Raw genomic sequence first — 12156 nt, forward strand, 5'->3', positions numbered from 1 at the left:
CCCAATTTTTAGATTTCGGAATTTTTTACAACTTTACCGATAAAAATGTTGTTTTTGTTAAAGATTTTGGATTTTTTGATGAATTGACCATCAAATATGCCTCCGTTTCTTACTGAGCACTTGTCCCTTGGGTTACGTCGTACGTGGCTTGACGATCAATATAAACACCTCCCTCTAATGTTGGTTGGCAGATTTTGAAATCGTTTTCATGAAAGCGAATACAAGGTCTCGACCTTCTACAGCCTTAACAGTTGAATGCAGCTCAGCTGTTTGTCACCGACGGTGTAGACTATCTTCTTATCTCTGCCACTCTGTATTGACTATTGATAATATGATATACAAACCTTACAATTAGCTCCATGGATGGATAATAGATCATTTGTATTTTTTTCGAAAGCGGTTACAACTTAGAGCCTGGTTCATGATTTCTGTTGGCCTTACTTTCATCAAGACCCCATTTCGTTTGGTCATGCGCTGTGCAACGCCCAACTCCTTCGGGAATGTCAAGGAATCACGGAGAATGCGATATTCGGATGGTGAGGTCAAAACGAAAATATCCGGCGCTTTTCGTACGTTGGCTGGTGCGCAACAGTTTGCTCGTATCCGCTCGATCATTTCCACGCTGATCAAGCAGAACCGTACCGTCCTCCAAATGCTCACGTCTGCTCTTTTTGGAGGTCTCCAATTCTAGATAATCAAGTAGTAACCAAAAATGAAGATTTTTATGGACTACAAGGAAATCAATCCGCAAATAGAATATTTCCTTAACAGGCGCTCTACTCCGAACTGGATTATCGAAGATGCAACAACGACCTTTATTGATTTATCCTATTTCTCAAGCGGGAAAGCCTTTTACAAAGTGAATGGCGAATATTATGAAGTCAATCAGGGCGATCTCATTTGTATTCCGAAAAGCAGCCGGCGGAGCGCAACTACGGATGCGAACAACCCGATGAAAATCTTTGCCATTAATTTTTCAGTTCTATAATATTAAAGGGAATGATGTTGAGCTTCCCTTTCCATTCATATCCCATATCGGCATCTCGGAAGAATTATTATCTTTATACAATGAACTGACACTTGTGTGGTTGAAAAAAAGTCCAGGGTTTGAAATAAAAGCTCGCCCATTGCTCTTGATGATTCTTCATCATTATTTCAAGCGCTTGTATTATAAAATTAACATTCAGAACATAGACAGCAGAATCCAGAAAACCATCAGATATATAAGTTTTAAATTGATACTGAAATTTATTTGGACTATCGAAATCATGATATCCATTTAGATAAGACAGTCTAACAATAAATCCTTCTAATGACTCATCCTCTATAATGCTAGGGTTAATTATTAATTGTTTATTCTTCATGGATTACTACTACAACCCTTCAAAAAAAGAAGCAGACAACTGAGAATTCATCAGATGTCTGCTTCTTTTTGTATATTCATTCATTTGATTGTATAAATATTCCGTCTAAGTAATTCTGAAACAAAACGTCTAAGCTTTTCTACAACAATTCTAATTGTTTCTGGAATTTCACAAAAAAAAAAAAAAAAAAAAAAAAAAAAAAAAAAAAAAATGTGATATTCCATAATTAATTAGAAAACGGAGCCCGCAAACCCGCGGCGCTCCGTTTTTGTTGTTTCAGAATTGTTTAGAATTTATAGAACTCTGCGGCGATGATGAGTATTTGTTGCAGAATTCGTTAGAAAAAATATTTTTACTTTTTTACCACGTATGCATAAATATGCATTCATGCCAAACGACTTTTAGTATTACATATTTTACTTCATTTTTCATTGTTCTCGAATATAGAAATAGCGTATCGAATGATGTCTTCACGGACAGTTTTTGGCATGCTGTAATTTTCATGCATATAGGCATAGGGGCTGACTTTTACTTCTTTACCATCTTTCTGTAATCTTGTAACTAACGTAGAAAGAGATTCCAACGGATTTGTAGGTGACCGTAGAAGCGATGCTTTAATTTCCGACAATATTTTACTACTCTCTTCAGTTTGAAACTGCAGTCTACCTCTTAAAATTTCAATTTGTGCTTCATATCGATCAAAGTTGTCGATTACCTTCCAATCCTGCCATTTCTCTTGAAGTCGTTGAACGATATTTGAAAAAACATCTGCATACCATATTTCGATCTGCTTATTTTTTATGTCTATATGAAATCCGGAAGAAGGAAAGTCTGATGCCCATTCTTCCATATGAAATTGTTTATAACCGAAAGATTTATTACAGTTTTGCAAGAGCTCCGGTCCATGAAGCAAATATCCTTCGATACCCCCGTCTAGAGGGAAAATTAGTGTTTCTTCATCTTCAAATTTTATGCTACCAATAGTATCAATCCAATCCATTGCACCTGGAGGTCTTAAGTTTACATTAGCTAAATCATCATCTTTACCAGAAAGAACTTTATCTCTCGAGACGCCAACGAATTCTGCAAGATCAACAATACCTTCATGTGCCCAGTGGATTTCCCAATCTCCCCAAACCCTCTGCATTAACTCTAAGAATAGCCTTCTATATGGGATATTAGATTGCATATCTTCGCCGCCGTAAAATAACAGTAATTTTTTAGCTTCATCAATGACAGCTCCACCTTCGGCCCATATATCATCTAACCAATCTGTCTGATCAACTTTCTTTTGAGCCTGGATAAATGAAATTGCATGTTCTGGACCCCAAAATAGATCACTAGGTAGCGTATTTGCACACCAATGATTGTAATAAAGATCGTAACCATCTTGCTGTACAATAACTAAGTTAGCTCGTTGCCCCATAGGAAATCACTACCTTTCTATAATAATTCAGGGAAACTCATAGTAAAAATACATAAAAAATAAGAGAAAATATAAATGAATAATATTAAATATAAAATGTGAAATTCCAGAATTAATTAGTAAACGGAGCCCGCAAACCCGCGGCGCTCCGTTATAGTTGTTTCAGAAATGTTTAAAATTAGAAGCGGACCGCGGCAAAATTAGCGGTTTGTAGCAGTATTCATTAGGAAAAATTATTTAGAAATAATTCTACATAGGCATATCATTAGAAACAATCATTGATCCTAAACATTTCCTTTATTATTGTTATTATTTTGTTGATATTATGACTGTCTTGTTCGAGGCATCCCATTTGACCTCAGCGCCTAATGCTTCACTGACGAGCCTAATTGGGACAAATGTGCTTCCGTTGATTATTTGAACTTCTGTATCTAGCTCTTTTACTGCTCCATTAATTTCCACCTTTTTAGAACCAACCTGAAGTTTTAAAGACAAATCTGATTTAGTCGCAACAATAGTACGAGTATCATTTTCCCATGTTACTTTTGCATGTAGCGCCTCGAATATTTTCCTCATTGGAACATATATGGACCCCTTAATATTTTGAGGATCTTCTTCAGTTGAATAATCTTGAAGTAACCCATCTATCGAAACAAATATGTGATCACCATACGAAGTAACCACACCGCCAGCTTGTCTTGCTATTAACCAATTCAAAGAATCTTCTCTGACAGGATTATTAGCTAAATATATTTCCCAAAGATTGCTTTGATTATCTAAAACTGAAATATCCGATAAATTATTATTAATAAGAGATACCCTTCTCAGGTCCGTTTGTGAGGACAACACTGACAGATTAGAAATACCATTTCCATCCAAATATAGTGATTGTAATTTATTAACTTTTTCTAACGGCAACAAATCAGTTATCCGATTATTTCGTAGTTCCAACGATGATAGTTTAGTTTGACCTTCAATTCCTTTGAGACTGGTGATCCTATTATCATTTAAGGAGAGTGAAGATAGTTGTGGAAGACTCCCTAAAAACTCAATTGAGTTTATTCCATTATTATTTAAATAAAGCGAATACAATTTAGGCATTTTAGTTAATGGATCTAAATTAATAATTGGGTTATGACTTAGATTTAGAAACCATATTTTTTTCAAATCACTGAGTGGTGTAATATCTGAAATTTTGTTGTTTTCTAGATAAAGTGTATCTAGTACATCTGAACCATATAATGGTGAAAGGTCTGAGATTTCATTTGATGATAAAATCAGAGTTCGGAGTTTCTTAAGCTTTTGTAGAACATGTATATCAGAAATTTGGTTATTAGTTAGATCGAGCCTATAAAGATTAGTCAGATTCTCAAGAAAACTAATATCTTTTAAATGTTGTGATCCTAAATTTAGATTCGCAAGATTTGTGAGTTGTTTTATTGCAGCCAAATCTTTAATCGGATTGTTCGACAGTTCTAAGCCACCTAAATGAGTAAGCCCATTTAACGAGTTAATATCTTTTATCATATTATCTTGAATACCCAAGTAGCTCAAATTTAGTAGATTTCTTAAAGGAGTTATATCCTCAATCTGATTATCCTTAAGGACAACATATTTTAAAGAATGAAGTTCCGACAATGGGGAAATATCGCTAATTTGATTATCATAGGCAGTAAAGCGTTCTAATTGTTTGAAATCTTTTAGAGGTGAAAGATCAGAAATTAGATTATCACTTAAATTTAATTCTTTTAGTTGTGAAGCTCCTTTAAGGAAACTAATATCTGTAATATTGCTCGCAGCTAAATCCAAAACTTCTAGTTGCTTCATTCTCCCTAATAATTCCATATTACTCAATTGGTTGTATCTTAGCGTTAATACTCTAAGATTTTTCAAGTCCAATAATGGACTAATATCTTTGATTTCATTTACTGCCAAGAATAAATTCCTTAAATTTGTTGCGTGCTCCAATCCACTTAAATTAGTAATTCCTTGCCAAGTTGTAGGCCCTAATGTAATCAACTGATCCATGTCATCTTGGGTTAATGGAGAATCGTCTTTTTTAAGTTGTTTACGAATAACCTTTTCAAGAGCTTGATCTTCAATAGTTACAACATTACTCACTTTTGCAACCGCACTAAAAGGAACAATAAGAACAGAAGTACAAATAAGACTTAGGATTACAACACTCAACAAGTATAACTTTCTCACTTAGTAAACCTCCTATTTAATTAGAAAAGTCATCTTCTAGGTCCATACCTTAATTGGTTTTAATATTAATTGTAGAAGTTGCATCGTCCCAATCCAAGGTAGCTCCTAAAGTTTCTGTTATGAATCGAAGCGGCACCATCGTTGTGTTTTGATACAATTGTGGTTTAACTTCAAAAAACATGTCTTCCTTATTAACAGTAACTTTTCTTGATCCAATAGAAAATTCAATCAAGTTTTTACCAATATTCGCAGTTACTTTATGGCTTGAGTCGTCCCAGACTACTGTTGCACCTAATAATTCAAAAATACTTCGCATAGGTACCATAGTTCGATCGTAAGACAGCGTTGGCTCAACTTCAAAGGTTTGAATTTTACCATTTACTTCAATATTACTTTTTGACATCAAATCTTCTGGAACAACAATTTCTACACCTCTTGCTTTTAAGTGGTTTATTACTTCATCTGCTCGATTATTTAAAGGTAAATTCTTAATGTATAAAGTTTTTAAACTCAGTATCTTTTCTAATGGGGTTAAATCAGTTATTTCTGTATCACAAATATTTAATGAATTGATAGGCTGATTTACTAATGGTGTAAGATCAGTAATAGAAGTGTTAGCCAAATCAAGTTTGTGGATATTTTGGACCTGAGTTAATGGGGAAATATCTTTTAAATAAGGATTACTTTCTAGTGACAAGCTTCCGAGCCTTAATCCCTTTAAAGCGCTAATGTCTACAATGTTGTTAAAATCCAAGCCTAAACTGCTGAGCCTCTTAAGATTGGAAATTGGTGATATATCACTAATTTCATTATGATTCAAACTTAAAAACCAAACATTTTTTAAATTTGCCAAAGGCTTAAGATCAGAGATTTGATTGTACTGTACTAAGAATTGACCTAGACTGGTGGCATTCTCCAGTCCCTTTAAGGATTTTATGTTATTATTCCTATAGATTAATAGATATTCCAAATCACGTATATTCTCTTTAGATAGTTCAGTGACCATTAGCTTATTTTTAATAGCAACTTCAAGATTTGAGTCCTCAATTAATTTTCCCTCAGCCTTTGATAAGGTGGGAATCATTAAACATGTCGATACGATTAGCGATGTAATTATCTTATTTTTCATCGTTGTACTGACCTCCATATTATCTACTAATCAATGCCTTTGAGAAATAAACTGATTCTCCATTTCTAATTACATTGTCTAATTTGATTTTAATGTGGAAATAACTAGATAGAAAACAATCCAAGGAGTTGGACTAATGGAAATTTTTCTATCTATTGTAACTATTATCTTCTTAGGGTTAGGATTGTACAAGTACTATCTAAAAGAGAAGGAACTCTCAACAATTCGTTCACTTTCTACCGCGTATTTAAAAACCAATCAGCAGATGTACAAAACTTTAGCCATGGGATTGTATTTCCGTTTTAAAAAAGAAGAAGAAGACGCTTAGTAAACAAAGCTACTCTAGCAATTTTATTAATAATATTCCATACGAATTTGAGTATTTTGTAGCTGAAATACTAGAGGGGGTATACGGAGGGACAACATTTGTTACCCGAACTTCTGGTGATTATGGCGTAGATGTCGAGCATCAAAGAGGTGATGGCCTTTTTCTTGTTCAAACGAAATGCAAAAAGGACGATGTTGCGTTTGATCCCATTGCAATTATCCATTCTCAAGTGGTAAAACAGAATGCAAATGGAGGCCTAGTTATCACAACAAGCGGATTCACTTCCAACGCACAGAAGTATGCGCAAGAAGTCGGCGTGGAACTAATAGACGGAGTCCAGCTTGTACATTACTGGTCGATTTATTTGCAAAAGCAAGCCCATGGACTAGAACATTCTACTCTCAGCAATAATAACAAGGATAGCGATTTGAAACCAGCGTGAAACAAATAATATCATGCCTGTTTTATTTTATAAAAAAAATTAATTAAATAAATAAATATATAAATAAATAAAAGAAAATTATAAAAAAAAAAAAAAACAACTCCAGGGCCCCCGCCCTGGAGTTTTCATCAATTACATCTGCTATATCCGCAGTTGACGCAATTCTTACACCCTTCGCTGTTCACCAGCGAAGCGGAACCGCACGACGTGCACAGGTCCATCGCCGCGACATTCGTCGCGCTCGGAGCTGCGTGCCCGCCAAGACCTGCAGCGCCAGCCGCAGGCGCTGCCTCAAGCACCTCGCTGGTCGCGGTCACGTAGTTCCGCGCGTCGTCAGGCTCGCTCATCACTTCGTCGTGCTGCTCGAGCGCTTTGGCAACCGCGTCTGCGATCGACTCGACGCGATTGTTGCCGAAGCCAATGGCACCGGAGCCGCCAATGCCCTTCAAGTGCTTCACGAGCAGCTTCACTTTGTCACCGTGATCGCCATAACGCAAGAACAAGGAGCACACACGGCCGAGTGCTTCGGACATTGCGAACACGTCTGATCCCGCTTTACCTACGTTAAGGAAAATCTCACTTGGTGTTCCATTCATATCATTGATGGTAATATACGCCATACCGAATGGGGTATTCACTTTATAGGTAGCGCCACGCAAGATTTGCGGACGGCGTTTGTATTGCTTATCGAAGACTTGTTCCGTCTTGGCATCCACGTTCACTGCAAGTTTTCCAGAAATGGCAGCAAAACTTTCCTTCTCCACAACAGCCTCTGCTGCGACAGCCACTGGAGCTACATCCGGCTGAGCCTCAACTTTCACTTCTTCCTTCTTATCCGAGCTCGTACTCAGTACCTGTACATCACGGCTGCCATCACGGTAGATCGTCACGCCTTTACAACCCAGATCATAGGCCAATTCATAGAGTCGTTTCGTTTCTTCAACCGTGAAATCAGCTGGACAGTTAGCTGTCTTCGAAATCGAGCTATCCACCCACGTCTGAATGGCTGCTTGTGCGCGAATATGGTCCTCAGCGGACAAGCTCATTGAGGTAACGAAATAATCCGGCAGATCTTGATCTGGATTCGCGTCTTTCCAATTCTGCGCAATCGGCACATACTGTTTATCGAAGCCTAGGCGACTTTGACGATAGTACTCGAATGCGAAGTAGGGTTCGATCCCTGTCGATGTGCCAACCATCGTCCCGGTACTTCCCGTAGGTGCTTGGGTAATTACTGTCACGTTACGCATACCATTCTGATGAATGGCCGCTCCAACCTCAGGATATACCTCTGTCATTTTGCGCATAAAGCCGCTTTCCATAAATTTATCCTCGATAAAGGCTTGGAAGGATCCCTTCTCGCCTGCAATCTCAGATGAAGCTAGATACGCTTCCCTCGCCATGAACCCATAAATCTTGTCCAAGAACTCGAGTGATTCAGGGCTGCCGTACCGTATTTTCAAAAGAATCATAAGCTCCGCCAGACCCATCGTACCTAGTCCTACCCGGCGCTCATTTTGCTGATTCACCCGATTTTCTTCAAAATGATACGGTGTTTTGTCAATGACATTATCCAGAAAACGCGTTGAATAGCGCACGACGGTAGCAAGCTCTTTCCAATCGACGTCGTGCTTCTCTGCATCATAGAACTTCGATAGATTGATCGCTGATAAATTACAAACACCCCAAGCCGGAAGCCCCTGTTCCCCACATGGATTCGTACAAATGATTGGATTAAAGTACCAGCTATTGGACATCTGATTGTAATATTCCAAGAAAACTACGCCAGGCTCAGCGGATTTCCATGCCGACTCAATAATCGAATGCCAAACATCACGCGCGCGAACCGTGCGATAAGGCTTAACCGCCTTGCCTAATTTCTTCCACGCATCTAAGTTACCATCCCATAGCTCATTGTACTCTGGATCTGTCGTATCCGGGAACACCAGTTCCCACTCCAAATCTTCCTTCACTGCTTTCATGAAGCCATTGCTGACACACACGGATAAGTTAGCGTTCGTAATCTGCCCCATGGTGGACTTTACTGTAATGAAATCCTCCAAATCCGGATGCCAATCATTAATCATCAGCATTAACGCCCCACGACGGCTGCCACCTTGCTCGATCAATCCTGTCGTATAACTAAATAATCCGCCCCAAGAGACAGCACCGCTGGACGATCCATTTACACCTTTCACCACAGAACGTCTTGGACGAAGCGAAGACAGATTGATCCCAACGCCACCACCGCGTGACATAATTTCCGTCATTTCGGTCAACGTGTTCATAATCCCACCGCGACTATCCTTCGGTGAAGGAATAACGTAGCAATTGAACAAAGTCAATTCATCACTCGCATCCGCGCCTGCTGCAATACGGCCCCCAGGTACAAGCTTCCAATCGTTCAGAATATATCTGAACTTCTCCGTCCATTCCTGACGCTTCTCCGCTGTCTTCTCAACCGAAGCCATCGCGCCTGCCAAGCGATCCCACATTTCTTCCGGTGTTTTCTCCATATTTAACGTTAGCTTCTCAACTGCAGATTCCACGGTTTCCCCACTGCGCGTTCGAACTTTCACGGTATTTCCTTCACGACTAATAATTTCGCCAACCTCTTTAGCTGGGAATTTAGGATCATCCTTGGTCAAAACGAGGACAGTATCCCCCACCTTAGCATGACTCGTATCTGCGTTCTTAAGTGCGTAGCGATCCAAAAAGATTTTCTCACTTAATCCCGTTAACTTCTTGCTCTCATAAACATTCCCCATGCCATAAGCCTCCCAATAGACTACATATTCAGCTGCATTTAAGATAGTCGCTACAAGAGTTAGTAGCCCTTATTTCTCAATATATGGTAGTGCCAAATTATTATACTACACAACATATGGATGTACCATTGGCAAAAGAACCAAATTCACTCTAGTCACGAATATACTAGCTTTTGACGCGTCTCTCATCCTTTGTTAACCTATAAGTAGGATACCACATCAGGGCATTATTTAGAACATATGTTCCATAATTATTTTATTCCTAAGGAGTGCACCCACATGTATTTTTATAAAAATGAATTCGTACATAAACAAGACATTCAAATCTCACCTGATGATCGCGGCTATTACTTTGGTGATGGTATTTATGAAGTGTTTCGCGTCTACAATGGACAGATTTATGAAGGCCCCGCACATATGCAGCGACTCGAACGAACAGCTAGTGAAGTACGCCTTCCCTTACCGCATACGAGTGAAGAAATCCTATCTATATTAAACAAGCTCATTCATCATAACAACCTCATCGAAGGCACGGTTTATTTGCAAATCACTCGTGGAGAGGCTCCTCGCGCGCATCCTTTCCCGACGCAGGCTGAGCCGGTTTTACTAGCCTATTGTACTGAGGTCAAGCGTCCTTTAGCCACCATTCAGAATGGCATCAAAGCCGTTACACAACCTGATATTCGCTGGTTACGGTGCGATCTCAAGACTCTAAATTTGCTGCCAAATGTCCTAGCGAAGCAAGCTGCACTTGATCATGGTGTACAAGAAGTCGTGCTTCATCGAGAAGGAACGGTCACCGAATGCAGCGCATCGAATCTGATGATAGTGAAAGATCAAGTACTCTACACGCATCCTGCCAATCATTTAATTCTGCATGGTATTACACGTGCTGTCGTACTCCGAATTGCGCATGCCTTACAACTACCAGTCAAGGAAGAATCTTTCACAACGGAACAACTTCTACAGGCGGATGAAGCTTTCATCACAGGCACGACGGTAGAAATTACACCAATCCTTCAAATAGACGGCCAATCGATCGGTTCTGGTTCACCTGGTCCAACAACACAGAAACTTCAAGCTGAATTTGAACGAACCTTTCTTAACTAAAAACTTCCACTATCCGCAACATTACAAGGGCAGCCTTAGTCATCTCATTAGGCTTCTAAGGCTGTCCTCCTTATTGCGTACAAGCCTCCTCCCTTCATTCGCAACTCGTCATTCCCCTCCCGACAAATCTTTACAAATAAATCACAAATTCGGATAAAACAATTGACGGAAACCCCATGAGCCAATTAAACTATGGTTAATTATAAAAGTACTTGGACACCTCGCCTCTCACGCTTTGCTGAACGAAAGCGTTAAAGTGGTGGGAGAGCAATGCGTCCAAGCAACATCTGGGAACTTAGAGAGGGGTAATTTTGTTGAAAAAGAAAGCACTCACATCCATCGTATTATCAGCAGCTATTATGTTAGTCGCAGGTTGTGGTCAAAAAGCTGAGCCAACACCTGCAGCAGGTGGCGCAGCCTCAACTACTCCGGCAGCTACAGCAGCCGCATCCAAGACTTACAAGATCGCGATTTCACAAATTGTTGAACATCCATCTTTAGATGCAACACGCCAAGGATTCCTAGCAGCACTTAAAGATGCGGGCATCGTAGAAGGTACGAACTTGAAAGTTGACTTCAATAACGCACAAGGCGATCAACCCAATAACTTATCCATTGCTCAAAAAATTGCTTCCGCTGACAACGATCTTGTACTTGGTATTGCTACGCCATCTGCACAAGCAGTCGTACAGCAAGTGAAGAAGGCTCCGATTCTTTTCGCAGCTGTTACAGACCCTCTTGCAGCTAAAATCGTAACCAATGTGGACAAGCCAGGCGGCAATGTCTCTGGCGCATCTGATACGAATCCAATGGCAGTTGCCCAATTAATGGATTTCGTTGCAGCTAACATGCCGAAAGTGAAGACGGTTGGCCTTGTCCTCAATGAAGGTGAACCAAATGCGGTTATTATGGCTAAAAATGCGGAAGAATCTTTAACGAAGCACGGCATCAAGCTTGTTAAAGCGCCAGTTACAAATACTTCTGAAGTAAAACAAGCTGCGCAATCCCTTGTTGGGCGCGTAGATGCTTTCTTGATTACACTTGATAACACTGTGGTTAGCGGCGTGGATGGTATTATTCAAATTGCCAATGACAAGAAAATTCCTTTCTTCTCCAGTGACCGTGATACCGTTGAAAAAGGAGCTTTCGCAACAGTTGGCTTCAAATACTATGATCATGGCTACCAAGTAGGTCAAATGGCTGTCGACATTCTCAAGAATGGTAAGAAACCAGCTGACATGAAAGTAACGGTTCCAGACAAAATGGATCTTATCCTAAACCTAAAAGCAGCTAAAGCACAAGGCATCGAAGTAACGGATGCGATGAAAGCCGCAGTAAAAGATAAAGAGAAAAACATTATTCAGTAACAAGAAAGAAACTA

11 protein-coding genes are annotated in these 12156 nt (G+C 39.4%); 6 read left to right on the forward strand and 5 right to left on the reverse strand.

Annotation, left to right across the window (positions count from 1 at the left end; genetic code table 11):
- Nucleotides 1-421: 421 nt before the first annotated feature.
- Nucleotides 422-691 carry a hypothetical protein gene (locus ACSQ8P_RS24170; RefSeq protein WP_436237522.1) on the forward strand — a complete coding sequence of 90 codons (270 nt, stop codon included), beginning with the start codon at nucleotides 422-424 and terminating at the stop codon, nucleotides 689-691.
- A gap of 33 nt (nucleotides 692-724) precedes the next feature.
- On the forward strand, nucleotides 725-988 hold the full coding sequence (locus tag ACSQ8P_RS24175) for an AraC family ligand binding domain-containing protein (protein ID WP_436237523.1): 264 nt from the start codon (nucleotides 725-727) through the stop codon (nucleotides 986-988).
- Nucleotides 989-1061: 73 nt separating this feature from the next.
- Here ACSQ8P_RS24175 and ACSQ8P_RS24180 read toward each other — a convergent pair whose 3' ends face one another.
- The 4 genes from ACSQ8P_RS24180 to ACSQ8P_RS24195 all read right to left on the reverse strand — a co-directional run bounded on the left by ACSQ8P_RS24180 (nucleotide 1062) and on the right by ACSQ8P_RS24195 (nucleotide 6127).
- On the reverse strand, nucleotides 1062-1364 hold the full coding sequence (locus tag ACSQ8P_RS24180; protein WP_436237524.1) for a hypothetical protein: 303 nt from the start codon (nucleotides 1362-1364) through the stop codon (nucleotides 1062-1064).
- Between the two features lie 421 nt (nucleotides 1365-1785).
- The gene (locus ACSQ8P_RS24185; protein WP_436237525.1) at nucleotides 1786-2790 is read right to left on the reverse strand and encodes a hypothetical protein; all 1005 of its coding nucleotides are present in this window, start codon (nucleotides 2788-2790) and stop codon (nucleotides 1786-1788) included.
- Between the two features lie 309 nt (nucleotides 2791-3099).
- Nucleotides 3100-4998, reverse strand: a complete 1899-nt coding sequence (locus tag ACSQ8P_RS24190; protein WP_436237526.1) for a leucine-rich repeat domain-containing protein — start codon at nucleotides 4996-4998, stop codon at nucleotides 3100-3102.
- A 49-nt stretch (nucleotides 4999-5047) separates the two neighbouring features.
- A complete protein-coding gene (locus ACSQ8P_RS24195; RefSeq protein WP_436237527.1) occupies nucleotides 5048-6127 on the reverse strand; it encodes a stalk domain-containing protein in 1080 nt (359 codons plus the stop codon).
- A 136-nt stretch (nucleotides 6128-6263) separates the two neighbouring features.
- Here ACSQ8P_RS24195 and ACSQ8P_RS24200 point away from each other — a divergent pair, with 136 nt between their 5' ends.
- Both ACSQ8P_RS24200 and ACSQ8P_RS24205 read left to right on the forward strand, forming a co-directional pair.
- Complete coding sequence (locus tag ACSQ8P_RS24200; RefSeq protein ID WP_436237528.1) at nucleotides 6264-6455, forward strand: hypothetical protein; 192 nt, start codon at nucleotides 6264-6266, stop codon at nucleotides 6453-6455.
- A 67-nt stretch (nucleotides 6456-6522) separates the two neighbouring features.
- Nucleotides 6523-6897 carry a restriction endonuclease gene (locus ACSQ8P_RS24205; protein ID WP_436239592.1) on the forward strand — a complete coding sequence of 125 codons (375 nt, stop codon included), beginning with the start codon at nucleotides 6523-6525 and terminating at the stop codon, nucleotides 6895-6897.
- A gap of 128 nt (nucleotides 6898-7025) precedes the next feature.
- Here ACSQ8P_RS24205 and ACSQ8P_RS24210 read toward each other — a convergent pair whose 3' ends face one another.
- Nucleotides 7026-9665: an adenosylcobalamin-dependent ribonucleoside-diphosphate reductase gene (locus ACSQ8P_RS24210; RefSeq protein ID WP_436237529.1), complete on the reverse strand. Its 2640-nt coding sequence runs from the start codon at nucleotides 9663-9665 to the stop codon at nucleotides 7026-7028.
- 279 nt (nucleotides 9666-9944) lie between these two features.
- On the opposite strand from ACSQ8P_RS24210, the gene dat reads away from it, so the two are divergent.
- On the forward strand, nucleotides 9945-10775 hold the full coding sequence (gene dat / locus ACSQ8P_RS24215) for a D-amino-acid transaminase (RefSeq protein WP_436237530.1): 831 nt from the start codon (nucleotides 9945-9947) through the stop codon (nucleotides 10773-10775).
- 314 nt (nucleotides 10776-11089) lie between these two features.
- On the forward strand, nucleotides 11090-12142 hold the full coding sequence (locus ACSQ8P_RS24220) for an ABC transporter substrate-binding protein (RefSeq protein WP_436237531.1): 1053 nt from the start codon (nucleotides 11090-11092) through the stop codon (nucleotides 12140-12142).
- Nucleotides 12143-12156: the final 14 nt, after the last annotated feature.

The sequence above is a fragment of the Paenibacillus sp. LjRoot153 genome (assembly GCF_964253085.1).
In the GTDB taxonomy this organism is placed as follows: Bacteria; Bacillota; Bacilli; order Paenibacillales; family NBRC-103111; genus Paenibacillus_E.

Coding starts and splice junctions, on each gene's coding strand:
- ACSQ8P_RS24170 (WP_436237522.1), top strand. CDS start 422: ATGATTTCTGTTGGCCTTACTTTCATCAAGACCCCATTTCGTTTGGTC.
- ACSQ8P_RS24175 (WP_436237523.1), top strand. CDS start 725: ATGGACTACAAGGAAATCAATCCGCAAATAGAATATTTCCTTAACAGG.
- ACSQ8P_RS24180 (WP_436237524.1), bottom strand. CDS start 1,364: ATGAAGAATAAACAATTAATAATTAACCCTAGCATTATAGAGGATGAG.
- ACSQ8P_RS24185 (WP_436237525.1), bottom strand. CDS start 2,790: ATGGGGCAACGAGCTAACTTAGTTATTGTACAGCAAGATGGTTACGAT.
- ACSQ8P_RS24195 (WP_436237527.1), bottom strand. CDS start 6,127: ATGAAAAATAAGATAATTACATCGCTAATCGTATCGACATGTTTAATG.
- ACSQ8P_RS24200 (WP_436237528.1), top strand. CDS start 6,264: ATGGAAATTTTTCTATCTATTGTAACTATTATCTTCTTAGGGTTAGGA.
- ACSQ8P_RS24210 (WP_436237529.1), bottom strand. CDS start 9,665: ATGGGGAATGTTTATGAGAGCAAGAAGTTAACGGGATTAAGTGAGAAA.
- dat (WP_436237530.1), top strand. CDS start 9,945: ATGTATTTTTATAAAAATGAATTCGTACATAAACAAGACATTCAAATC.